This is a genomic window from Sphaerisporangium sp. NPDC005288 (genome assembly GCF_040607475.1).
Classification (GTDB): Bacteria; Actinomycetota; Actinomycetes; order Streptosporangiales; family Streptosporangiaceae; genus Sphaerisporangium; species Sphaerisporangium rhizosphaerae.
The window spans coordinates 148198-172334 of sequence record NZ_JBEXGT010000007.1 but is presented as its reverse complement, the minus strand read 5'-3'; the positions used below and the strand labels follow the sequence as shown (position 1 = coordinate 172334).

Here is a 24137-nt window from a genome sequence, read left to right as displayed (position 1 = left end):
CTTCTGTAAGCCGCCGAGGATGATCTGGAGTTCGGCTGAAATGAATCTGGAAGTCAAAGTCCTCTCCACCGTCGAGGTTTCCGTGGACGAGCGGAAGGTGTCTTTCGGAGATCGCAAGCAACCTCTCGCGGCGGCTCTGCTGGCGTTGGAACCCGGGGTGGTGCGGCGAGAGACGCTCACCACGTCACTATGGGACGAGGAGAAGGACCCTGACAAAGCGCGGCCGCTTCTGGATACCTGCGTTAAGGGCATCCGGAAAGGGCTCGACGACGCGGTGCCCGGGGCGGGGAAGCTGCTCATGACCCATCGCTCCCTGGGCTATCAGCTGAAGGTCCATACGGAGAATGTCGACTATCACCGCTTTCGCCGGCTCTCGGCGGCGGCCAAGGCCGCCGTCTCCTTCTCTTCCGAAGAGGCCGTCGAACTCGGCGGGCGAGCCCTGGCGGAGTGGGGGCCGTCCAGGGCCGGCCTGAGGGGGCCGATCCCGTTCGGCGGATACTCCCCCTACTCCATGAGGGCGTGGACCGGGAAACTCCGCGATGAATACCGCCGAACCCTTCTCGGACACCTTCTGGCCCGGTTGAAATGCGGCCTGCTGGACGATCTGGCGCCAGAACTCGACCGATTGGCCCTGGACGAGGACGGCGCCGTCGACGAGGAACTGGCGCGGCACCGCATGGTGGTGCATTACCGGATGGGAGACAAGACCGCGGCCGTGAACGCGTTCGAGCACCTCCGCCAGGCGATGGAGGTCGCTCTGAAGACTTCTCCGAGTGCGCGAACCCTCGATCTGTTGGAGCGAATCATGAAGAACGACCGCACGCTTCGTCTCGTCAGGAACGAACAGCCTGCCGCCTCCTCCGGGCGGCCGGGCGGGGCGCCCGGCCAGACCGGCGATCCGCGCCACCGCACCGGCCGGGCGCCGGAAGGCGCCGGCGGGGAGCCCGCCGGCCAGGACCCCGGCCCCGACCAGGACACCGGCCTCGGCGAGGTCCGGCGCCGCGGCGTCTTCGGGGACACCCACGTGACCGGCGCCCACGCCAGGGTCATCCAGCTGGGCGGCTCGCACGCCACCTACAACGAGGCACCGGAGCCGTCGTGAACGACCACGGCGCTCCGGCGCAGCAGGAGGCCCCGGAGGTCCCCTTACCCGAGCAGGCCGAGTCTTCGGGCGCCGAGCCTGTCGTCGCCGTCGGCGAGGACGGAGTTCCCGCGGTCGTGCTGGGCAAGGAGCCGAAGCCGGACGGCGAGGAGGGCCCCGCGGCCACCGAGCCGGAGGAGAAGCTGGAGGACGCCGACCCGGACGCCTCCGCCGCCGACGACGACGACGCCTACGCCGCCCGGATGGAAGGCCTGCGGAGCAGGACCCACGAGACCAACGTCCATGGAGAGCGGGCACGCGTCTTCCAGGCCGAGGAGCTCAACTACTTCGCGGGCGAGGTGTCCGCGCGGCCCCGGCACGGCCCGCTGGGGGCCGCGTTCATCACCAAGCTGAAGAAGACCTTCGCCAGAACGCCGGGCGCGGACCTGCTGTGCGAGGCCCTGGATCTGTCACCCGTCCAGTGCTACGTCGGCGAGCCCGGCGAAGGCCGCACCACCGCCGCCATCGCCGCCGCCATCGCCTTCCTGCGGAACAGAGGCCGCGCCGCGGCGGGCAACGTCCGCATCCTGGCGTCCGAGCGGGGCCTCGCGGCCATCGAGGCGGGGGCCATGCCGAAGGACTCCGCGATGATCCTCATCTTGGGGCCGGACGAGCCCGCGCCGGAGTTGTCGTGGCTGGCCCCGATCGCCGCGGAGCTTCGGCCGCTGGGCAGTGTCCTGATCGTCGTCACGGCCACCGAGCCGGTCGGCCCCGGCGTCCTGAAGTCCGACTGCATGGTGCGGCACGTGCCCCCCGCGCCGGAGGCGGTGTTCTCCCGGCACCTGTCCGCCAGGCTGGAGGAGTCCCGCACCCGGCAGATCCTCACGTTGCCCGCGGTGAGCCGCCAGGTCCAGCGCTGCGCCTCCCCTCGCATGGCCGCCGCGCTGGCTGCCGATGTGCTGTCGGAGGTGCAGGGCGGAGTGCCCGACGACCGGTTGCTCGCCCGGAGGGATCCGGCCAAGGACCTGGATCAGGCGGCGGACGAGCTGCGCGGCCCCGAGCTGTGGCAGAAGAGCTTCCTGATCTGCTCGGCCGTTCTGCATCGGCAGGCGGCCGGAACCGCGACCCGTGAGGCGTCGCGGTTCGCCACGCTGCACCTGGCCGGCACCGGCAACGACGGCATGCGCCGGAGCGAGTGGTTCACCGGGCCGATGAGCGAATGGTCCAAGTGCGTAGAACTGGCGGGAGAGGTCTCGGGCGACGGGATGGGACGCACCGTCCGGCTCTCCCACGAGGAGCTGGAGACCTGGATCCTCCAGGTCGTCTGGCAGGACCACCTGGGCGAGCGCGACACCCTGGTGAAGTGGCTGGGCCCGCTCGGTCACCATCCCCGCTCGCCGGTGCGGGTCAAGGCCGCCCACGCCGCGGCGCGGCTCGCCTGCTACGACTTCGACGTCATCTCCCGCGAGGTCATCCAGCCCTGGGCAGGCGACGGCGGCTACCGCCCGCGCATGACGGCCGCATGGGCGCTGGAATGGCTCAGCGAGGGTCGGTTCGCCAGGAAGGCGCGGGGGCTGGTCCGCAGGTGGGCGCGCGAGGGCAACGTCCAGCTGCGGGCCACCGCCATAGCCGCCTACGGCACCCTGCTCGGCGCCAATGACCCCGACGAGGCGCTCAACGCCATGCGCGACATCGTCGGCGGCCGCATCCAGCGCTTGGACGGCCGGCGCGACTCCTCGATGGACCGTGCCGAGCGCGAGCTGCTGAGCATTGTGCAGCAGGCGCTGCTCAACGTGTTCCGGGACGGCGTCGAGGAGAAGATCGTCCACGAGCTGGCCGAGTGGACCCGGCTGCCGCACTGGCGCTGGCGGCAGGCGGCGGCGCGGTGCCTGCTGCGCCTGGCGCCCCGCAAGGGCAGGGACCGGGGCTGGCCCCGTCTGGCCGAGCTCGCCGTCGACCAGCCGTCCGTCCACGACGATCTCGTCCGGCTCTGGTGCAACGCGCTGAGCCGGGAGCAGGGCGATGAGAAGGCATGGGACGCGCTGCACCGCTGGCTCGTCCTGGCCGGCGCCCTACCTGACTCCCGTGCCCGCGTCGCGTCTCCGGGGCTCGACGGCTTGATGGACAGGCTGCTCGCCGGCATCAGGGCCGACGGTCCCTCGCTGGCCGCCAGCCTGGACTTCCACCTGCGGGTGTGGCGCTTCCGCGACGACCGACGCTAGACGACCACCACAGTCCGATCCCCCCGACCCCGATGGAGGTGGACCCGTGTCCGACCGTGACCATGATCCCTCCCAGCCCCGCAAGGGCCCCTTACGCCGCTGGTTATCCCGGGTGAGGCGAGCCATGTTCGGCGGCGAACCGCTTGACACCCGGACGCCGGCACCGCTGCTGCCCGTCACCTCGACCACGCGCAGGACCAAGAACTTCACCTTCCCCACGCCCGCCAAGGGCGACGCCTACGACTTCACCCTCGAGGTCGACCTGTGCCTGTGCGCCACGGGAACACTGCGCGACGAGGCGCTCGACACGAAGATCGACGCCCGCTTCGCCGACCTGAGGACCGTGACCCGGAACGCCGCCCGCTGGAAGGCCAGGGAGTTCCCGCCCTTCCGTCCCGGAGCCGCCGAGCCCGCGATCACCGCTGTCGTGCAGGCCGCCGTCGACCGGGCGCTGACCGACTCCCCCGACGAGGACGGCGTCGTGTTCGACTGCTCGGCTACCGTACGTGTCCAGATGGATCCCGCGATACGGGAGCTGCAGCGCCGCTCGGTCGCGGAGCAGGTGCAGTTCGAGGCCCGCTATGAGCTGAGCGAGCAGGCCGCCCAGCGGCTCGGCGAGCTGCGCGAGGTGTGGACGGCGTTCATCGCCGCGGGCCTGCCGAGGTGGGAGACCCCGTACGCCGTCCTCATGGCGCAGCAGCCCGCGCAGACCGCCACCACGCTGTTCAAGATGCGCGAGGACCGCCAGGAGGAGGCCCGGGGCCTGGTCGACACGGTCGTCCAGGTGGCGAGCGGGCACGAGCGCATGGACCTGCTGGAGTTCGCGCTCGCCTCCGACAGCGCGCTCAGCAAGACCTACGAGCTGCTCGGCATCGCCGAGCCCGAGCCCGGCCCCCAGAGCCGGTTCGACGAGCCGGAGGAGGCGAACGGCTCATGAGGAACGGCAGGCGGGGTGCCCTGCTCCTGGCTCTGGTCGTCTTCTGCGTCACGGGCTGCGGGGCCATGGAGCAGGCTCTGCTCGGCGACGGCTCCGGCACCGGCGCCGGCTCGCAGGAGGCCGCACCTGCGGCCGGACGCTGCGAGCAGTTGCTCAAGGTGCCCACGGGGATCCCCGACGTCACGAGCGTGACGGTCCTGCTCGTCGACGGCTCGGCGACGAGCTACACCCGAGGCGAGCCGCGCCGGCACCAGGACTGGGGCGCGCTGCTCACCCAGCGGTTGCCCGACGCCCCGAGGAACCTGGTCGCCGCGGGGGTCTTCGGCGGAGCGGTGGACTGGCGGATCGAGAAGATCACCCCCGGCGACAGCAAGGACGCGGCCCGCACGCACAACGACAGGAAGGACGCGCGCGCCTGCCTGTCCGGCGAGCTGACGGACAAGCTGGGTGCGGGCTCGGCCAAGCCGCAGACCGACGTGCTACGCGCGGTGACCACGGCGGCCCAGCAGATCGGCAAGTACGGCGACAAGACCCCCAAGACGATCATGGTGGCCACCGACGGGCTGAGCAACACCGGTTGCGCCGATCTGCGTGCCGCCGACATCGGCGACCATTCGGTGATTCCCGGCCTGGTGCGCGGCTGCCGGGCGGAGCTGCCGCAGTTGGACCGCAGCTACACGGTGCAGTTGATCGGCATCGGCAACCCGGCCGACGGCTGGTCCGACGTCAAGACGCCGCACCGGGTGTGGCTGCTGGAACTGTGGAAGCAGATGTGCGCGGCGACCGGGGCGAACTGTCCGAAACCGACCGCGGAGGCGCCGGCGGTGGCCGACGTGTCCGCCTCCGCCACGGCGCTGTCCCCCGACGCCGACGTCCGCATGCCCGGGCTGCGGATCACGCCGGGAAATCCCACCGTCATCACGGTGCCGGCGTCCATCCTCTTCGACGTCGACTCGGCACGGCCGGCGCCTCGCGCCCAGGACACCATGGGATCGGTCGTGGAGGAGCTGGACAAGCTCCGGTACCGAAGGGTCGTGGTGGCCGGTCACACCGACTCCACCGGATCTCCCGACTACAACCGGAGGCTGTCGGAGAAGCGCGCCAAGGCCGTGCTCAAGGTCCTGCGCGACCGCGGGATCACCGAGTCGACGGCCGTCTGGTACGGCTCGCGCAAACCCGCGTGCGCTCCCGAGTACAAGAACGGCACTCCCGATCGCGTCGCCATGGCCTGCAACCGGCGCGTCGAGATCATCGTCTACACCTGACCGAGGATCACATGAGCCATCCCTCTCCGCCCGCGACCTCTCCCGACCCCTTCTCGCAGTGCCCCTCGGGATGCGTCTGCGGCGTGCGCGAACTGGTCGCGCGAGCCGCCGACACCGGGTGGCGCGAGGCCGAGGAGATCGACGCCACCGAGATGCGGGCCATGTTGTCGGCCGTGCGCAGTGGCTTCGAGACCATCTGCCGGGATGGGCGCATCCCGGCACGGCGGCATGCCGCCTCCGACGCCTACGCCCGGGCCGACCGCCAGCTCAACCGGCTCGGCCTCATGCTCGCCACCGGTCACATGGGCGACACCGCCGCGCGGCTGGCGAGGGCGCAGAACGCCGCCGACGCCACGCCGCGGCGCGCCCGCTGGCTGCGCCGGGTGCGCTGGCCGGTCGTCATCGGCATCGGCATGTTCGACGTCTGGTACTTCAACCAGGTCTTCCGTTACCTGACCTCGCAGACCGGCGACGCCGACCAGGGCGGGGCGGGGGGAATCCTGCACATGTGGGAGCTGCTGGCCGCCATCGTCCCCGGCGTGGCCCTGGCCGTCATCATCGCCGCGACGGGCGAGATGATGCTGAGGCCGCTCGGCGCCTGGCGGGCGGCGGCCTTCCGGCGGCCGCCCGTCCGGCAGGGCAGGGCGGGCGCCTACCTCGGCGCGGCCGGCCGCTGGGCGTTGCGGCTCGCCTGGTGGTCGCTGCCGATCTGCTTCCTGCTCATGCTCCTGGTCGTCATCGGCACCTGGGCCGGGCTGCGCGCCAGGTACCCCACACCGCCCTCCGGTGGATACCCGATGATGTCGGTCATCCTGCTCATCGTCATGCTGTCGCTCGGCGCGATGGCGGTGAAGGTCGCCGCGTCGGACAAGGAGGCGGAGGACCTGGCCGTGGCCCGGCGGCGCCTGTGGTGGACCAAGACCGCCTACTCCTTCCAGTCCCGCCAGGCGGATCGGCTCATCGGGGCCTACGACTCCAGGTGGAGCGACCTGCGGACGCTGCGCGACGAGCTGATCGGGCTGCTCCGGCTGAAAATGATCTCGGCGTGGGAGGGCTTCATCCTCCGGGTGCGCAGCCTGCACCGGCAGACGGGCAACGTGGCCGTGGCCGAGGCGCGGAGCGGCCCGGGTCCCTCGCTGACCGGTCCCGAGTTCCAGGGCATCGCCCAGCCGCAGATGGAGGCCGGCCCGCTGCTCGAAGTGTGCCGCCTGGTGGAGGATCGGCACCCCGACCGTCTAAGGGAACGCAAGCGACTGCTGGACGAGACCTACGGCAGGCAGGTGACCGGCCGCGATGGCGCCCCGCCGGCCATCGGGCACCGGGCCCTGCCTCCGGCCTCATGAGAGGTTCGGAAGGGCGGTGGCATGGTGCGCCACCGCCCTTCCGGCTGAGAGCGGCACCAGGGTGGAGTCTGAGGCTCAGACGTGGGGCATGACGTCGGCGGCGACCAGTTCGAGGTGGTCGAGGTCGGACAGGTCGAGGACCTGCAGGTACAGCCGCTCGCAGCCGGCCTCGGCGAACGTCGCGATCTTGTCCAGGACCTCCTGCGGGGTGCCGGCCAGGCCGTTCTGCCGCAGCTCGCCGACCTCCCGGCCGATCGCCGCCGCCCTTCGGGCGAGCTCGGCCTCGTCGGCGCCCACGCACAGCACCTGGGCGGCCGACAGGACGATCGGCTCGCGTCCGGCCGCCGAGCACGCCTCCCGCACGCGGTCGTAGGCCGCCGCGGTGTCCCCCAGCCCGTGGAACGGCACGTTGTACTCGTCGGCGAAGCGGGCGGCCAGCCGGGGCGTGCGCTTCGCGCCGGTGCCGCCGATGATCACCGGCGGGCGGGGGCTCTGCGCGGGCTTGGGCAGCGCGGGCGAGTCGGCGACCCGGTAGTAGGCGCCCTCGAAGGAGAAGGTGTCACCCGGCTTGGTGGTCCACAGCCCCGTGATGATCTCCAGCTGCTCCTCGAACCGGGCGAACCGCTCGCCGAGCGGCGGGAAGGGGATGCCGTACGCCTTGTGCTCGGCGTCGAACCAGCCCGTGCCGAAGCCGAACTCGACCCGGCCGCCGCTCATCTGGTCCACCTGCGCGACGCTGATCGCGAGCGGCCCGGGAAGGCGGAAGGTCGCCGCGGTGACCAGCGTGCCGAGGCGGATCGTCGTGGTCTCGCGGGCCAGCGCCGCCAGCGTCACCCAGGAGTCGGTGGGGCCGGGAGAGGCATCGCCGTCCCCCATGCGCAGGTAGTGGTCGGAGCGGAAGAAGGCGTCATATCCGAGCCGCTCGGCGGCCTGCGCCACGCGGAGCTGGTCCTCGTAGCCGGCACCCTGCTGCGGCTCCGTGAAGATCCTTAATCTCATACGCCCATTATCCCGATGTCACCCGATGAATCTCCGGGGTGGGATAGGGGTTCGGACAGCCCCCGCATCAGGGTAAGAAAACGCCCATGGGGGGACTTCCTACCTATACTCCGATGCTCGCCCAGCTAGGCACGCTGCCGCCGCCGGGCGACGACGCGAGCTGGGGCCATGAGATGAAGTGGGACGGCGTGCGCGCCCTCGCCTACATCGAGAACTCCGCACTCCGGCTCATCTCGCGCAACGGCAAGGAGGTCACCGTGGCCTACCCCGAGCTGTACGCGCTGGCCGGCGCGGTCGGCGGCCACGACGTCGTGCTCGACGGAGAGATCGTCGCCTTCGACGACGCCGGCCGCCCCAGCTTCTCGGCGCTGCAACCGCGCATGCACCAGCGCCGCGAGGAACGGGTGCGCAAGCTGGCCCAGACGATCCCGGTGACGTTCATGCTCTTCGACATCCTGCACCTGGACGCCGAGCCGGCGATCAACCTGCCCTACGTCCAGCGCCGGGAACTGCTGGAGGACGTGGTGACCGCGGGCGCGCGCTGGCAGGTGCCCGCCTGGTTCCACGACGACGGCGCGCACGCCATGCGGCTGAGCCGGCAGCTCGGCATGGAGGGCGTCGTCGCCAAGCGCCTACAGTCGCCCTACCGGCCCGGCCGCAGGTCACCCGAGTGGACCAAGGTCAAGAACTTCCGCGCGCAGGAGGTGGTGATCGGCGGCTGGACGACCGGGCGTGGCCGCCGGTCGGCGACGATGGGCTCACTGCTGGTCGGCGTCTACGAGGCCGGACGACTGGTGTACGCCGGCAACGTCGGCACAGGGTTCACCGAGGAGACGCTGCGCGAGCTGGGCGAGGTGCTCGGCCCGCTCGGACGACCGGCCTGCCCCTTCGACGACCTGGTGCCCCGGGAGCAGGCCCGAGGCGCCCACTGGGTGGACCCGGTGCTGGTCGGCGAGGTCCAGTACGCCGAGTGGACCCACGACCGGCGGCTGCGCCACCCGTCCTGGCGCGGCCTGCGCGACGACAAGCACCCCACCGAGGTCACCCGCGAAGGAGAGCCTCCCCAGCTGGCGAGCTGACCCCCGCGGCGGCCGGGTGTGAACCGCGGGTCACGGACGCTCGGCCTCCCGGCCCGTCGATCCCCGGCGTCGGCCCGTCGCCGGGGCATGACGACGGGCCATGACGACGGGGGTCGCCTCGGTCCCGGCGGCGGTCCTGCGCCTGGGATCGATGCACATGGGCCGCTACGGGGCCCGGTAAGCCAGCGAGTAGGAGCCGGACCCGCTCGCGGCGTCCACCCGGTAGCGGTAGTAGCCCGCCGTGCCGGTGTAGCCGATCCTCTCGTCGGGGTTCGGTCCCGCGGCCGAGGCGACGGTGACCCAGTTCCAGCCGTTCCACTTCTGCAGGTGGAGATCGAAGTCGGCGCCCTCGGGACCGTCCAGGCAGGCCGAGTGCACCCCGCTCACGGCCGAGTTGTAGTAGAGGTCGTCCGGCTGGTAGGCGTACCGGCCGCCGGTCAGGGAGCCGGTGACGGTGTGCGGAAAGCCGGTGCAGGCGCCCGTGCTCGGCGGCGGGTTGCCGACGGTGGTCACCAGGCTCAGGCCATAGGTCGACAGGATCTCGCTGACCGGCTGGAAGTAGGTGATCCCGCCCGAAGTGCAGTCGCCCGACCCGCCGGAGGTGACTCCCTGCGCCTGGTCGATGGAGATGAAGGGGCCGCCGGAGTCACCGGGCTCGGCGCAGACGCTGGTCCGGGTGAGCTCGTAGACGGTGCCCTGGGAGTAGGTGACGCTGGCGTTGCGCTGCTGGATGACGCCGCAGTGCCAGGTGGAGGTGGATCCGGACCGGCACACCGAGGCGCCCTCGATCGCCTCCCTGGCCCCCGCGACGTTGACCACGCCGCCGCTGCCGTTGTTCACCGATGGCCTGGGCGTCCAGTTGGTGTTGACGCCGACCCAGGAGAAGTCGCTGACGGGGAAGACCGACGCCTGGAAGGTACCCTGGGCGACCCGGTTGAAGCCGGAGGTCGCCTGGCCCGCCCTGCCGCAGTGACCGGCGCTGACGAACCCCTTCTGGGTGCCGCGGACGACCGGGAAGCCGATCGAGCAGCGGGTCGTCGTCCCGATGTAGTAGGCGTCACCGCCCATCAGGTCGTAGAGGGGCCGTGGCCGCTCAGCGGACTCCACGACCCGCACCGCCGATCCGTCCAGTCCGATGCTCTTGATGACGGCGTGGGTCTTGCCGGGCTCCTCGGACAGGACCGTGACGCTGTTGGTGCGCACGTCGACGAAGCGCACGCCCCCCACGGTGGCCGGATGGGCGGGCAGGGCGGCGTCGAGCTTGTCCTTGATGCTGTTGAGGTGGGCCAGCGACCCGCTGACCACCTGCGGCAGCGCGCCGGCCGCGCGGATCTGGGGGATGTCGGCGGAGCTGGTGGTGGCGACCATGAGCGTCTGGGCGGTGGCCCCCGTGAGCCAGGACCCGCCGTAACGGTCACCGAGTCCGCGGGCGAGCCGGGCCGCGATCGGTGTCAGGCGGATCTCGTTGAGCATGCGGGCCTGAGCCTGCGCGGCGGTGAGATGAAGGTCGCGCTGAAGTGCCTCGATCATGCCCGGCAGCGGTCTGTGGGCGCCCGCGGTGACCGCGATGCCGGCCGTCCGGGGCTGGGCGACGGCCGTCCAGGGCTGGGCGACGGCCGGAGTGGCCGCCACGACAAGCGCGCTGACCGTCAAAGCGCATCCCATGAGGGCTGTGCGTCCGCACGACATGATCTCTCCTCGACCTCGACCGCCAAAGCAGGGGGGAGATCGCCGCGCACCGCTCGAAGATCACCGGATGCGGGCTACGCCACCTTAAGGCAGCTCATGGCGATCAGGGCGCAAAAGCCTCGCGCCACGCCGGAAGCGATCGCGGAGACGATCGACGTGCCGGACCGCATCCGCGCAAAAGGGAAGGCGGCGCTTCCACGAGTACGACTCGTGAAAGCGCCGCCTGTCTTCCTGCTAGGCAGGTCAGAGGCCGAGACCCAGCCCCAGGCCGAGGCCCAGGCCCAGGCCGCGGCCGCCGCCGCTGCCGTAGCCGACGCCGACGCCGTAGCCGCCGCCGGACCCGTAGCCGGCGCCGTAGCCGTAGCCGGCCCCGTAACCGGCGCCGTAGCCGTAGCCGGCCCCGTAGCCGACGCCGTAGCCGACGCCGGCGCCGTAGTAGCCGCCCGGACAGGCGGAACCGACGACCGTCGGGACCACCGTCGGGACGACGCCCACGCCACAGGGGCAGCAGTTGGCCCGAGCGGAGGTCTTGGCGCTCTTCGCGTGCACCGCGTCGGCGGAGGCGGCGGCGGCCGGGGCGATGACGGCCATACCGACGCATGCCGTGGTGACCAGAAGGCGGCGAATCATTCTTGAATTCTCCCTATTAGTAAATCGCCGCAACAGCCCGTCCGTACGCGGACTGCGTTGAACGGCGATTACCGAATGTGACCGCTCAGAGAGTACCCAACGCCCGATCAGCCATAAGGGTGCGAGAGAGTCAGATGACGGTAAAGTTAGAGGTGCCGCGACCAATAGCGCCTTCGCTCAACGCAACGCCTTGCCAGGGGGATCCACGTGGCTTCCACCGGGCATTTCCACAAAACCACAGGTCATGGCCATGATCACGAGGTGGCATACCCTCGGCTCGGACCCTCGCGCCGAATGCCTCCGCATCCGGCGGACGCGTCTATCCCAACTCACCGGTAGCGCGACAGATCACGACATAACATTCTCACTCCGGCCGGCCGAGAGGAAATCCGGACTTCAAAGGACGGTCCTCGGAATGCGCTTACGCCCAGATATGCCATAAATCGCGATCCGCAGTCGACTGATCCTCCGTGAGCCCTCAGGATCGTCCGCGGACCACGGATCCGGAGAAAGGCGAAAAGCCAGGGCGAAGGCCCCCGATCATCGCCGCCACCGCCACCGCCGCCACCGCCGCCGCTGTCGCCACCACCGCGGTCGCCGCCGTCACGGCCACTGTCGCCGCCGTCACCGTCACCGCCGTCACCGCCGTCACCGCCACTGTCGCCACCACCGCGGTCGCCGCCGTCACGGCCACTGTCGCCGCCGTCACCGTCGCCGCCGTCACCGTCTTCATCGGCCTTGCTCGCCTTCGGGCGGCCGGTTCGGTCACCACATGCGTTCACCAGGTGCGGCCCTCCACCCCGGTGTGTGCTGGAGGTGATCGGCGCCGGGTCGGCGGGTCGTCGTACGGCCATGCCGGCGCCGGCTACGGCGACCGACCGGTGGACGTTCGCGGACAGCCGGCCCGGAGCCGGTGCGGCCCGCCGCATCCCGGTCGGGGCCGGGGAAGGGCGGCCACCCCGGCGAAGGCGGACGGTCACGCCGCACTGGCTGCACGCAGGTGTTCCGGACCCGTGGCGAGCATGGCCCAGGCCGAGTTGGAGCGGTGGGGGCACGGGCCGGGCGCCCGCGACGTCCTCGGTGTCGCGGGGGGGCACAGGAGGCCGGGAGCAGTGACCCGGCTCGCATCGGAGTACCAGCGACGCCCGTCGCCGAAGGCACGCCGGGCCTCCAGCGCCCGGTGAGGGCAAGCCAGGCGTCCACGGCCCGGGGAGGGGCACGCCCGACGTCCACGGCTCAGAGAAGGTACGTCGGACGTCCACGGCTCGGCGGGCGAGACCGCCGGGGCCGCTGCTCGACAGCCGGAACTCCTCGCACGCACGAAAGAGGTGTGCGCCGCTCGCGGCGCACACCTCTTCGGTTCATCTCAGTTGGCGGGCATCGATGGCGGTCAACCGCACACGGGGTAGGCCACCCCGTACCCCAGTGCTCCCGGACACGAATCCGGATACACGGTGAACCCGGTGACCTGCGGGGCGACGACCGGGAAGACCGTCAGACCAGAAGGGCCGGAAATGCCGGAAGGACCGGGAGGGCCGGCGGGACCTTCGGGACCGGCAGGGCCCTCCGGACCTTGCGGGCCCACAGGACCGGCAGGACCTTCAGGACCGGCAGGACCCCCGGGCCCCTCGGGACCTTGGGGACCGGCAGGGCCCTCGGGACCGGCGGGACCCTCAGGACCGGCAGGCCCTGCAGGACCGCCGGGACCCTCAGGGCCGGCCGGGCCCTCCGGACCCGCAGGACCGGCGGGACCTTCAGGACCGGCAGGACCGGCAGGACCCCCCGGACCCTCGGGACCTTGGGGACCCGCAGGCCCCTCGGGACCAGCGGGACCCTCAGGGCCCTCGGGACCGGCGGGTCCCTGAGGACCGGCGGGGCCGGCGGGACCCTCAGGACCTGCGGGACCTTGCGGACCGGCGGGACCTGGGGCGCCGTCCGTCCCCGGTCGTCCCGGGAGACCCCTGGGTCCGGGCGGCCCGGGAGGACCGGGAGGACCGGGAGGACCGGCGGGACCCGGCGGCACCTTGCAGAGTGATTGGGGAAGACCGAGCCAGGCGCACAGCGGGATCGCGCCGGGCGCGACCGGGGCGGCCTGCGGCCTGACCACCTGAACGCTCGCCGGCGGGCAGAGCGTGGGAACACAGGCGCGTTGAGCCACAAAATGGCCCCACATCGGTGCTCCGTAGTATGTGCCGCTCATCGTATAGTCGATGACCGCCTGACCTGGTGGCCAGGGGGTCTTTGCCTCGGCACCTGCCACGGCAGGTGAGTAAACGATAACGACCCCGGCGAGCGCGCCGCTCAGCAGGGTCCGTTTCATCAATGTAGCCACTCTTCATTCTCTCCTCGGAATTCGAGGTGAAGCGCTCGCACGCGCGGCTCTTTGCCAGGATGATGATGTCATTAAGTTCGCTTTCCCCGTCCGGCCGGATCTCCTGCCCGACATCGCGGACTTCTCCGCCCGACCCGTCGATGAGCGCCGCCGCAAGCTCGTCATATCGATATTCGCGGCGTGTCGCCCTGATTGCACGGATCAACGCCCTCGCGAAATGCAACCGCTCACTTCTCCGGCGTGGCCGTGGAAGCGCAGGACAGCTGAGCGGTCGCGAGGCGCCGGCCGGTGAAGTGCCGCACGCGCCGCGAAGTCGTGCACAGGCGGCCGACGGCGCCGAACACCCGGAAAACGCGCCGCGACGTCGGCCGCTCACAATGCCGGGCCGCCGGTGCGGCGTTCGCGACGGCTCCCGGAGGTCCTCGGCGGATGCCCCGATTCCGATGACCGCACGTCAGACTGGACATCCTGTCCGAAGGCGCTCGAAACCGCATCCGGGCGATCCCAGTTATCTCACGGCGAGAAGGACATCGAATTCCTGGTTCTGCGCGCCGTTCGTCGCGGCGTGGGGCGGATGTCATAATGACGCCTCCCGCCGAAAGGGTCGGAAGCGTCGGTCTTCGCCGATTGACGCCTCGGGAATAGGTCGCGTGCTCGCGGGAGATACCGTCCAGCGCCGGTCCGACCGTCACGGTCCCGGCCAAGCGGTCCCGGCCAGGCGGTCCCGGCCAAGCGGATCCGGGCCCTTCCGGCGTCGCATCGGAGACCATTGCGCGCGTCTCCACAAAAAGCGTATTCGACCAGAAGCGCCTACGTTCCCGACAATCGGTACATAGCGCTGGGTAGGGTTCGCGGCAGCGGGGTTCTGTTCAGGCAACCGCCATTCTTACTGTTTCCTGGCCCCGGTGATGGCGTGGCTGCCGATGGATGCCGGTCGCCGAATGCGACGATCTCGGTAGGCCGCGAGGCCTGTCACGAGATACCGGCGAATCCACGGTTGCCCGGTGGGTTCGCGCGGGGTTGCACCGGGGGAACCAAGAAGGGTTCAGGGATTCATCATGATCCGAATAACGTTCGTCATCACGGCGGCTCTGGCGGCGCTGCCGCTCTCCGCACTGTCCGCCTCGGCCAACGCGGGCAGCCTTGCCGCCGCCGGGTCTACGATGGCGCCGGCATCGTCCGCCACGGCTTCGGCCCCGAAGGCCCCGTGCTCCAAGCAAGGCTGCGGCGACGTAGTGTGCCCGCCCGGCTACACCTGCGTGTACTCGCCCAAGCAGTGCTTCACGCTGCCCTGTCCGCAGTACGAATGCGTCGCCGTCGGAGGCGGCTATCCCGTGACCCCTCCGTACGTCCTGCCGTACCCGTATCCGTACCCCTACCCGTACTCCCGGCCGGGCTGGTGGCCAAGGCCGTACCCGCACTACCCGAGGCCGATCCCCGGTCCGCACTACCCGTCAGGGCCGCGACCGCACATCCTTCCGGCGCCGGCCCTGCCGATCGCCGGCGGCCCGCATGGGCCGAGCCAGCCGGGCGTGCGTGACGCGCAACTTCCGATCCAGCAGCCACCGGGCCGACCGGGCGTATAACGGCCCCTCGGGCCCGGCGCCGGCCACGTGCCTCACTGGCACGTGGAAGGTCCCTCGCGATCCGGCGACCCGGCGACGGCTTGACCGGGCGAGCCGTGAAGCACCACGGTGAGCGGGCGCGTACGACCAGCTCCTGATCACCAATAGGCAGACGGGGCACGCGGATGTGCGGCCGCTTCGCGACGATGTGGTTCCACCGAGGAACCGATCCGAGCGAGCGGCCGCCAGGGTCCCGGCCACCGTCTTCTGGTACGACCTTCTGGTACGGCTCCCGATGCTCAGTTCCGGCCGCCGGCGGCGGCCTGCGGCAGGATGACCAGCTCGACCAGCTCGTCCAGGTCCACGATGGACGCCACCTCGGCGACCGAGCGGCAGTAGGCGATCAGCACTCCGTGCTGGCGCACCCGGAGCAGCGTGTGGCCGTCCAGCCTGATCGGCTCGACCTCGTATCCCTCTCCCCCGACCCATTTCGACATGCCGGAAATGATAAGAAACCGCAGGTCAAGGCGCAGCAAAGCCCTTCGTCGCCCAGATTCCCCGCTCGCCCGAGGCAACACGCCTCGCGCGGGGATTCGCGAGCCTGCCCACGGGTAGCGCCAGAGTTGACCGGACATCCCAGGGACTTCGCGTTCGGGCCGTAGGAGGAACGCGTGCAGCGACATGGACAGCCCCCACACCAGCAGGGCGATGTCACGCGGGTCCATACGTCCGAACAGGCGAAGACGGAACCGGCTCAGCCGTCCGGACGAGGCGAGAGCACGCCGATCCGGCCGTCCGAGCCGACACGCCCGCTCGGGCGCGAAGACGGTGGGCCGGTCCGGACGGTGGTGGCGGCGGTGGCCGGCGGAGCGGCGGCGGTGTTCCAGGCGGTGGCACGGCTGCGGCACGGGCGTCCGCTGCACCCCGACGGGCTGGTCTTCGACGCCGCGCTCGCCCTGCACGGCGCCTCCCGCCCCAGGGGCGCCGCCTTCCTCGACGAGCCGGCGGACCTTCGAGGCGTCGCCCGCCTGTCCCGCGCCGCCGGCCTGCCCCCTCCCCTGCCCGACATCCTCGGCCTGGCCCTGCGCTGGCGGACCTCCGCCGCCCCCGACGGCGGCACCGGTGAGGTCACCGCGGAACTCCTGCTCGCCACCACAGGGCACACCCTGCTTGGCCGCCGCCTGCTGCGCCCCGCGACCAGATGGTCGCCCGGCATGTACGGTTCGCTCCTCCCGTACGCGGCCGGCGGCGGTCATGTCCTGCTCGGCGCGGTCGCGAGATGGCCCGGCCCGCCGGCGGGCCTCGCGGTGCTCAGACGGGCCGCGGAGGCGGGTCCACTGCGGTTCGACCTGGTGGTCGCCTCCCCTCTCGGCCCCTGGGAGCGGTTCGGGACGCTGACGCTCACCGGCCCCGCCCGGTCGGACGCCGCTGAGCCGACCCGCTTCGACCCCGTTCGCAACCCCATCCCCGGCCTGCCCCCGACCGGCCTGCTCCAGTGGGCCCGAGGCCCCATCTACGGCGCCAGCGAGCGCGTCCCGGACCACGACGCCCTCCCATGACGCCCTGGTCCTCACCTGACTCGCCGGCGCCGGTCGCGGCCGGCGACCGTCTCCTCGGGACCGAGCGCGTCCCGGCGGTCCTGGCCCTTGCCGTCGCGGACGCATAATCGGTGACAGGCGGCACGCCGTGCCGGCCTGGCCGGCGCCCGATCCCAGGTGAGGAGTCCCTTGCACGTCACCTTCTCCACGGCGGCCGCTCCCGTCCCGGGCCGCCGCAACGAGGACCTGGTCATCGCCGGGCCCGACTGGGTCGCCGTGCTGGACGGGGCCACGGCCGCGGCCGGGGTGGATTCGGGATGCCGGCACGACGTCGCGTGGTACGTCGCCCGGCTGGGCGCCGGGCTGGCGCGCGGGCTCGCCGCCGAGCCGGACGCCGGCCTGCGGCAGATCCTCGCCGCCGCGATCGGCGAGGCGATGGACGCCCACGAAGGGGCATGCGACCTGGCGAACGCGGACTCGCCGTCCTCCACGGTGGCGATGGTCCGGAGGCGCGCGGACATGCTGGACTACCTGGTGCTGTGCGACTCGCCGATCGTGTTGCACGGCAGGGACGGCGTGGTCACGGTGATCGACGACGACCGCGTCGACCACCTGCCCGGCGGCCGGCCGTACAGCCTGGCGCTGGTGCGCTCGGTGCGCAACAGGCCGGGCGGGTTCTGGGTCGCCGGCGCGCTCCCGGAGGCGGCCGGCGAGGCCGTGGCCGGCTCGGTGGAGGCCGCCGGGCTGAGCGGCGTCCTGCTGGCCACCGACGGCGTCACCCGTCTGGTCGAGTGGTACGGCCACACGTGGGAGCACCTGGTGGAGACCGCCGCCAAGGCCGGGACCGCCGAACTGATCGCCCAGGTGCGCGAGGCCGAACTGCGGCACGGCACCCCCGCCGGCGCCAAGCCCCACGACGACGCGACGGCCGCCTGGGCATCGTGGTGAACGGTGTGCCGCCTGAGGTTCATGCCTTTACAAAGTATGAATCAGGGAGCGCCGGCGGGGGCTGACGCCGACGCCTCCCCCGGCTAGCGCTCGGTTCCATCAGCGGGCGGTTGCTCGACGGGAAACAAGATCGCGCTGAGGAGGTACGGCGCGCGGCCCGGGGCGGAGGCGTTGGCCAGCCGGCCGCGCAGTACCGCGATCAGGTCGGCCGCCATCTCGGTGAGCTCGTCCGGGCTGAGCCACAGGGTGCCCTGCCGGTAGGAGACCGAGTCGGCGACCGGGTCGGCGCCGTCACGGTCCAGGTAGGCGTTGAATTCGGCGATCAGGACGGCCATGGCCGCGGCGAATCCACGCCGGTGGTCGTCGAGCGACATCGCGGCGGCCGCGTCGCCGTCGATCCTGGGCCGGTCCTGACGCAGCCGGTAGCGGCGCTCGACCGCACCGCGCACTCGCTGCTCGCCGCCCACCTCGAGCAACCCTCCCTCCGTCAGCTGGGCCACCTGGCGATACACCGTGATCTTGGGCACGTCGGGCATGCGGGCGCACATCTGCGCGATCGTCAGCGTGCCCGCTGCGGACAGAGCATGCACGATGCGCAGCCGCACCGGGTGCAACAGCTGGTCGACAGGGTCCATGGCCCAACGATTTCATATGCGATACCATTATCTAAAATGAAAACGTAGCGTGGACGGGAGGAGCCTTGCGGGAGATGCCAGGGAGGAGGGTGCCGGTCAACGGCCGGCACGTCTATGTCGAGGAGTCCGGCCAGGGGCAGGACTGGGTGGTCTTCGAGGCGGGCGCGGGCTGCGGCCGCACCTTCTGGGATCCGGTGCTGCCGCTGCTGGCCGGCACGGCGCGCCTGGTGGCCTACGACCGGGCCGGGCGCGCGCTCAGCGGCCGCATCTCCGGCCGGCTCGGCATCGACGACATGGCCGCCGACCTGACCGCGATGACCGAGGCCGTCGTCCCCGGCGAGTTCGTGCTCGTCGCGCACAGTATGGGCGGACTGGTCGCCCGCCGGGCCGCCGAGCACCTGGGACCTCGGCTGCGAGGGCTGCTGCTGGTCGACGCCCTACCGGAGACCTCGCCGGTGTACGACACCTGGGACCAGACCACCAAGAAGGTCGACCGCGTGCTGGCGGTGATGCAGCGACTCAGCCAATTCGCTCCCCTGGCGTGGTTGTTCAGCGGCAATCTGCGGCGCGCGTTCTCCGCCGACACCTACAAGACCATCCTCGCCGAGGATCTCACCCCGGCCGGAACCGCGCAGACCCGCAAGGAGATGCAGGCGGTGGCCGCCGCCATCCCGCGATTCCGCGCCCAGCCTCCGCAGCCGCCGAAATGCCCGACGATCGTGCTGTCGGCGGCCCACGCCGCCAGAGGACGGGAGCCTCAGCACGCCGCCATCCGCGAGCACCAGCGCCGCTATGCCGCCGGCCTGCCCGACGGCCGCCACGAGGACGTCGCCTCGGGACACCTCATCCCGGCCGAGCAACCGCACCTGGTCGCCGACCGGACACGCCGGCTGCTCGGCCGCGGCGCCTGACCACCGGGCCGCCCTGCGCCCTTCCGTGCCGCGTCACTGCCGGTCAGGGGCTAGACCACGTCCTTCACTAGGAGCACGACGGTCTCGACGTGGTGGGTCATCGGGAAGGCGTCGAAGGCGCGCAGGTCGACGGCGGGGTAGCCGTGGTCGGCGAACCAGGACAGGTCGCGGGCCAGTGTGGCGGGGTCGCAGGAGACGTAGACGATGCGGCCGGCGTCCAGGCCGGCGACCCGGCTGACCACGTCGCGGCCGAGTCCGGTGCGCGGCGGGTCGACGACCACCACGTCGGCCCGCTCGACGCCGAGGCGGTCGAGGGTGTCCTCGACGCGGCCGCGCTCGACGCGCGCCTGCGGCAGGTCGCGCAGGTTGTGGCGGGCGTCCTGCACGGCGCGCGCGTCGGACTCGATGCCGAGCACGGCGCCCTCGGGACCGGTCGCCTCCGCCAGGGCCGCCGCGAACAGCCCGACACCGCAGTAGAGGTCGAGCGCCCAGTCGCCGGGCCGGACGGCTGCGTACTCCAGGACCGCCTCCAGCAGCACGCCGGGCACGCCGGGATGGACCTGCCAGAAGCCGCTGCCGGTGACCCGGAAGTCGCGTCCACCGGCCCGCTCGGTGAGCGCCGTGCGCCCCCGCACGGCCCGCGCCTGGCCCCGGCCCTCGTCGACCAGCACGTAGGCGTCGGCGCCGAGCTCGGGCACCGCGACCGTGCGATGGGTCTTGGGCGTGACGACGACGGCCCGCTCCCCCGTCGAGGTGGCGATGGCCTCCACGGCGGCGGCGCCGCGCCAGTCGGCCCGCTCGACGCCCACGCGCTCGACCTCCTTGTGGGCGATCAGGCAGGCGTCGACCGGCTCGATCTCGTGGGAGCGGTGGCGGCGCAGGCCGGGGACGCCGTCGGGGGTGACGGCGAACTGGACGCGGGTGCGCCAGCCGAGGCCCCTGACCGCGCCGGGGACCTCCTCGACGTCAACCTTCATGTCGATGCCGGCGAGCCGCTGGAGCTGCTCGGCGACGACCTCGCCTTTGAGGCGGCGCTGGGCCTCCAGGGTGGCGTGCTGCCAGTCGCAGCCGCCGCAGCGGCCCGGCCCGGCGAACGGGCACGGCGGGGTGACGCGGTCGGGCGAGGCCTGGAGGATCTCCACGGCGTCGGCCCGCAGGAACCGCGTGGTCTCCTCGGTGACCTCTGCCAGCACCCGCTCACCTGGCAGGGCATGGCGGACGAAGACCACCCGGCCCTCGTGCCTGGCGACGCACCATCCCCCGTTGGCGACGCGCTCAACATTGAGTTCGATCGGCACTCCGGTCCCCCCGCTCACGTCTTGACCTGGTCATCCTTACGAGCCACAGCGTACGGCCGGCGCACCGAGCCGGGGGCGAACGTCTCCGGACGGCCCCGGAGCCGGTCGGAGGAGGCCAGCTGCCACGGCACGCTGGTGACCATCACGCCCGGCTGGAAGAGCAGCCTGCCCTTCAGCCGCAGCGCACTCTGGTTGTGAAGCAGATGTTCCCACCAGTGGCCCACGACATACTCGGGGATGAACACGGTGACGACATCGCGCGGCGACCGGCGCCGCAAGCTCTTGACGTATTCGAGCACCGGCCGGGTGATCTCGCGGTACGGCGAGTCCAGGACCTTCAGCGGCACCGGGATGCCCCGCTCCTCCCAGTCGGCCTGCAGTTGCCGGGCCTCGTCGGGGTCCACCGCGACGCTGATCGCCTCCAGTTTGGAGGGGCGCGTGGCGCGCGCGTACGCCAGGGCGCGCAGCGTCGGCTTGTGGATCTTGGAGAGCAGGACGATGGCGTGGTTCCTGGCCGGGAGCATGGACTCGTCGACCTCGTGCTGCTCGGGCACGGTGAGCTCGGTGGCGACGTTGTCGTAGTGGCGCCGGATGCCGCGCATCATGACGAACAGCACGACCATGGCGGCGCAGGCGATCCACGCGCCGTGGGTGAACTTGGTGATCAGGACCACCACCAGCACCAGGCCGGTCACCGTCGCGCCGAAGGCGTTGATCACCCTGGACCGCTGCATCTGCGCGCGCTTCTTGGCCTCGTCCTCGGTGCGCAGGAGCCGGTTCCAGTGCCGCACCATGCCGGTCTGGCTGATGGTGAAGGACACGAACACCCCGACGATGTAGAGCTGCACCAGGCGGGTGGTCTCGGCGTGGAAGGCGTAGATCAGCAGGCCCGCCATGGTGGCCAGGATGATGATGCCGTTGCTGAAGGCCAGGCGGTCGCCGCGCGTGTGGAGCTGGCGCGGCAGGTAGCGGTTCTGCGCCAGCACCGAGGCGAGCACCGGGAAGCCGTTGAAGGCCGTGTTCGCGGCGAGCACGAGGATCAGCGCGGTCATCGCCGTGATGAAATAGAAGGCGGGGGTGAAGTTGCTGAACACCGTCTGGGCGACCTGCGCGATCACCGGGGCCGGGTTCTCCACGGGCCTGCCCGACCCGTCGAGGAGCGTGCTGCCCTGGGAGGGGTCGGCGAACTTGGCGCCGGTGACGTAGGCCAGGGCGGTGATGCCGACGAACATCGTCGCGGCGAGCGCGCCGAGCGCCAGCAGCGTGTTGGCGGCGTTCTTGCCCTTGGGCTTCTTGAAGGCCGGCACGCCGTTGCTGATGGCCTCGACGCCGGTCAGCGCGGCGCAGCCGGAGGAGAAGGCGCGCAGCAGCAGGAAGATCAGGGCGAAGCCGCCCACGCCGACGCTCTCACCCGTGACGGTGTAGCCGGCCGTGGGGGCGGTCAGCTCGGTGCCGAGCGCCAGCCGCACCCCGCCCCAGATCATCAGGCCGAAGACGCTGAGCATGAAGGCATAGGTGGGGATGGCGAAGGCCAGGCCGGACTCCCTGATGCCCCGCAGGTTCATGACGGTCAGCAGGGCGACGACCACGATGGCCGCCGCGACCCTGCGGTCGGCCAGGAAGGGCAGCGCCGCGCCGAGGTTCTCCACGCCGGAGGAGACCGACACCGCGACGGTGAGCACGTAGTCGACCATGAGCGCGCTGGCGACGACCAGGCCCTGGTTGTTGCCGAGGTTCTCGGTGGCCACCTCGAAGTCGCCGCCGCCGCTGGTGTAGGCCCGCACGTTCTGGCGGTAGGAGGCGACCACCGTCAGCAGGATCACCACGACCGCGAGGGCGATCCACGGAGTGAAGTGGTAGGCCGCGATGCCGGCGATGCCGAGGGTGATGAGGATCTCCTGCGGGGCGTACGCCACCGAGGAGAGCGCGTCGCTGGCGAACACCGGCAGCGCGATGCGCTTGGGCAGCAACTGCTCGTGGGCCTGCGCGCTTCGAAGGGCGCGGCCCACGAGTAGTCGCTTGACCATATCTGCAACCTTGACCACGAGTGACGATGCTAGTCCTCAGGTGCGGTGCGCATCACATGGCGCTCCCAGAACCGGCCATACTTGGCCTGGTAGCTGTATAACGTCCAGTTGCCGCCTCGATGCCAACGGCGGGGGAGCATGCACATCGTCATCATGGGATGCGGCCGGGTCGGATCGACTCTCGCCCACATCCTCGAGGACAGCGGCCACTCGGTCGCGATCATCGACAGGGACCCGCAGGCGTTCCGGCGGCTGCGCGCCGGGTTCCGCGGGCGCCGCGTCACCGGCGTCGGGTTCGACCGCGACGTCCTGGAGGAGGCCGGCATCGAGTCGGCCGCCGCGTACGTCGCGGTCAGCAGCGGCGACAACTCCAACATCATCTCCGCCCGCGTGGCACGCGAGACCTTCGGCGTGGACAACGTGGTGGCCCGCATCTACGACTCGCGGCGGGCCGAGGTGTACCAGCGTCTCGGCATCCCGACGGTGGCGACGGTGCGATGGACGGCCGACCAGATCCTGCGCCGGGTGCTCCCTGAAGGCGCCGAGCCGCTGTGGCGCGACCCCACCGGCACCGTGACCCTCGCCGAGGTGGCCTACCACCAGGGCTGGATCGGCACCCGCACCAAGAAGGTGCAGGAGCTCGCCGCCACCCGGGTCGCCTTCGTCAACCGCATGGGCGAGGCGCTGCTGCCCAAGGACGACACGGTCCTGCAGGAGGGCGACATCCTGCACGTGATCGCCGCCGACACCGACATGGACCGGATCAACAAGGTGCTGTCCTCGGCGCCTGAGGAGGAGTCCCACTGATGCGCGTCACGATCGCGGGCGCGGGGGCGGTCGGCCGGTCCATCGCCGCCGAGTTGCTGGAGAACGGCCACGAGGTCCTGCTCATCGACGCCGACCCGTCGGCCATCAAGATCGACAGCGTGCCGCAGGCCGAGTGGCTGCTGGCGGACGCCTGCGAGATCTCCGCGCTGGACGAGGCGGGGCTGAACGCCTGCCACGTGGTGATCGCGGCGACCGGCGACGACAAGGCCAACCTCGTGGTGTCGCTGCTGGCCAAGACCGAGTACGGCGTGCCGCGCGTGGTGGCCCGCATCAACCACCCGAAGAACGAGTGGCTGTTCAACGAGTCGTGGGGCGTGGACGTCGCGGTGTCCACCCCTCGCCTGCTCTCGGCCCTGGTCGAGGAGGCGGTCAGCGTGGGCGACCTGGTGCGGCTGATGACCTTCCGGCAGGGCCAGGCCAACCTGGTGGAGCTCACGCTCCCCGAGGACGCCCCGGTCGTCGGGCAGCGGGCCGGGTCGGTGCCCTGGCCGCAGGACTCGGCCCTGGTCGCCATCCTGCGCGAGGGCCGGGTGCTGGTGCCTTCTGACGACGATCCGCTGGAGGCCGGGGACGAGCTGCTGTTCGTGGCCAGCCAGGAGGTCGAGGAGGACCTCGCGCACCTTCTGTCCCCGCACTGAGACACCCGCCGAGACCGCAGCGGACGGCCGCGCACCCGCCAGGGGCGCGGCCGTCGCCGTCGCGGCCGTGGGTCGCCGCCGCTGAACGGCCCGCCACGGGAACGGCCGTCCCTGCCCTCGGCGGCGGGGACGGTCGTCGTCCGGACGCCCGCGGAACGGGCGCCGGACGGCC

Annotated in this window: 19 protein-coding genes; 11 read left to right on the top strand and 8 right to left on the bottom strand. The window is 71.5% G+C overall.

The window, feature by feature from the left end:
- Window positions 1–40 precede the first annotated feature (40 nt).
- The 5 genes from ABZU32_RS09825 (at window position 41) to ABZU32_RS09805 (ending at window position 6848) form a co-directional block, all read left to right on the top strand.
- A complete protein-coding gene (locus ABZU32_RS09825) occupies window positions 41–1102 on the top strand; it encodes a BTAD domain-containing putative transcriptional regulator (RefSeq protein ID WP_354919611.1) in 1062 nt (353 codons plus the stop codon).
- Entirely contained in the window at window positions 1099–3303 is a 2205-nt protein-coding gene (locus ABZU32_RS09820) for a hypothetical protein (protein WP_354919609.1), read from the top strand. The genes ABZU32_RS09825 and ABZU32_RS09820 overlap by 4 nt, the downstream gene beginning before the upstream one ends.
- 124 nt (window positions 3304–3427) lie before the next feature.
- Complete coding sequence (locus ABZU32_RS09815) at window positions 3428–4240, top strand: hypothetical protein (protein ID WP_354919606.1); 813 nt, start codon at window positions 3428–3430, stop codon at window positions 4238–4240.
- On the top strand, window positions 4237–5505 hold the full coding sequence (locus tag ABZU32_RS09810; protein ID WP_354919603.1) for an OmpA family protein: 1269 nt from the start codon (window positions 4237–4239) through the stop codon (window positions 5503–5505). Before ABZU32_RS09815 ends, ABZU32_RS09810 begins: the two co-directional genes overlap by 4 nt.
- A gap of 11 nt (window positions 5506–5516) precedes the next feature.
- Window positions 5517–6848, top strand: a complete 1332-nt coding sequence (locus tag ABZU32_RS09805) for a hypothetical protein (protein WP_354919600.1) — start codon at window positions 5517–5519, stop codon at window positions 6846–6848.
- Between the two features lie 75 nt (window positions 6849–6923).
- On the opposite strand, the gene ABZU32_RS09800 is transcribed toward ABZU32_RS09805, so the two are convergent.
- Window positions 6924–7847, bottom strand: coding sequence for an LLM class F420-dependent oxidoreductase (locus tag ABZU32_RS09800; protein ID WP_354919598.1), 924 nt, complete (start codon window positions 7845–7847; stop codon window positions 6924–6926).
- Between the two features lie 113 nt (window positions 7848–7960).
- On the opposite strand from ABZU32_RS09800, the gene ligD reads away from it, so the two are divergent.
- Window positions 7961–8926 (top strand): non-homologous end-joining DNA ligase, encoded by a 966-nt coding sequence (gene ligD / locus ABZU32_RS09795; protein ID WP_354838786.1) that lies wholly within the window; start codon window positions 7961–7963, stop codon window positions 8924–8926.
- A 165-nt stretch (window positions 8927–9091) separates the two neighbouring features.
- Here the strand turns inward: ligD and ABZU32_RS09790 are convergent, their stop codons facing one another.
- The 4 genes from ABZU32_RS09790 to ABZU32_RS09775 form a co-directional block, all read right to left on the bottom strand.
- Window positions 9092–10579 carry a S1 family peptidase gene (locus ABZU32_RS09790; RefSeq protein ID WP_354919595.1) on the bottom strand — a complete coding sequence of 496 codons (1488 nt, stop codon included), beginning with the start codon at window positions 10577–10579 and terminating at the stop codon, window positions 9092–9094.
- A gap of 279 nt (window positions 10580–10858) precedes the next feature.
- Complete coding sequence (locus ABZU32_RS09785) at window positions 10859–11245, bottom strand: hypothetical protein (RefSeq protein ID WP_354838780.1); 387 nt, start codon at window positions 11243–11245, stop codon at window positions 10859–10861.
- 478 nt (window positions 11246–11723) lie between these two features.
- Window positions 11724–11978: a hypothetical protein gene (locus ABZU32_RS09780; protein ID WP_354919592.1), complete on the bottom strand. Its 255-nt coding sequence runs from the start codon at window positions 11976–11978 to the stop codon at window positions 11724–11726.
- A gap of 3463 nt (window positions 11979–15441) precedes the next feature.
- Complete coding sequence (locus ABZU32_RS09775) at window positions 15442–15639, bottom strand: transposase (protein ID WP_354851071.1); 198 nt, start codon at window positions 15637–15639, stop codon at window positions 15442–15444.
- A 360-nt stretch (window positions 15640–15999) separates the two neighbouring features.
- Between ABZU32_RS09775 and ABZU32_RS09770 the strand changes: the two genes are divergently transcribed.
- Both ABZU32_RS09770 and ABZU32_RS09765 read left to right on the top strand, forming a co-directional pair.
- Window positions 16000–16701 carry a hypothetical protein gene (locus ABZU32_RS09770; protein ID WP_354919590.1) on the top strand — a complete coding sequence of 234 codons (702 nt, stop codon included), beginning with the start codon at window positions 16000–16002 and terminating at the stop codon, window positions 16699–16701.
- A gap of 168 nt (window positions 16702–16869) precedes the next feature.
- On the top strand, window positions 16870–17628 hold the full coding sequence (locus ABZU32_RS09765) for a protein phosphatase 2C domain-containing protein (RefSeq protein WP_354919587.1): 759 nt from the start codon (window positions 16870–16872) through the stop codon (window positions 17626–17628).
- An 83-nt stretch (window positions 17629–17711) separates the two neighbouring features.
- On the opposite strand, the gene ABZU32_RS09760 is transcribed toward ABZU32_RS09765, so the two are convergent.
- Entirely contained in the window at window positions 17712–18263 is a 552-nt protein-coding gene (locus ABZU32_RS09760) for a helix-turn-helix domain-containing protein (RefSeq protein ID WP_354851062.1), read from the bottom strand.
- Between the two features lie 74 nt (window positions 18264–18337).
- On the opposite strand from ABZU32_RS09760, the gene ABZU32_RS09755 reads away from it, so the two are divergent.
- Window positions 18338–19174 (top strand): alpha/beta hydrolase, encoded by an 837-nt coding sequence (locus ABZU32_RS09755; protein WP_354919583.1) that lies wholly within the window; start codon window positions 18338–18340, stop codon window positions 19172–19174.
- Window positions 19175–19224: 50 nt separating this feature from the next.
- Here the strand turns inward: ABZU32_RS09755 and ABZU32_RS09750 are convergent, their stop codons facing one another.
- Together ABZU32_RS09750 and ABZU32_RS09745 are read right to left on the bottom strand one after the other, a co-directional pair.
- Complete coding sequence (locus ABZU32_RS09750) at window positions 19225–20490, bottom strand: class I SAM-dependent RNA methyltransferase (protein WP_354919580.1); 1266 nt, start codon at window positions 20488–20490, stop codon at window positions 19225–19227.
- On the bottom strand, window positions 20487–22499 hold the full coding sequence (locus ABZU32_RS09745; RefSeq protein ID WP_354851053.1) for an APC family permease: 2013 nt from the start codon (window positions 22497–22499) through the stop codon (window positions 20487–20489). Before ABZU32_RS09745 ends, ABZU32_RS09750 begins: the two co-directional genes overlap by 4 nt.
- A gap of 138 nt (window positions 22500–22637) precedes the next feature.
- On the opposite strand from ABZU32_RS09745, the gene ABZU32_RS09740 reads away from it, so the two are divergent.
- Together ABZU32_RS09740 and ABZU32_RS09735 are read left to right on the top strand one after the other, a co-directional pair.
- Window positions 22638–23306: a TrkA family potassium uptake protein gene (locus ABZU32_RS09740; RefSeq protein ID WP_354851050.1), complete on the top strand. Its 669-nt coding sequence runs from the start codon at window positions 22638–22640 to the stop codon at window positions 23304–23306.
- Window positions 23306–23965, top strand: a complete 660-nt coding sequence (locus ABZU32_RS09735) for a TrkA family potassium uptake protein (protein ID WP_354851047.1) — start codon at window positions 23306–23308, stop codon at window positions 23963–23965. Before ABZU32_RS09740 ends, ABZU32_RS09735 begins: the two co-directional genes overlap by 1 nt.
- Window positions 23966–24137 lie beyond the last annotated feature (172 nt).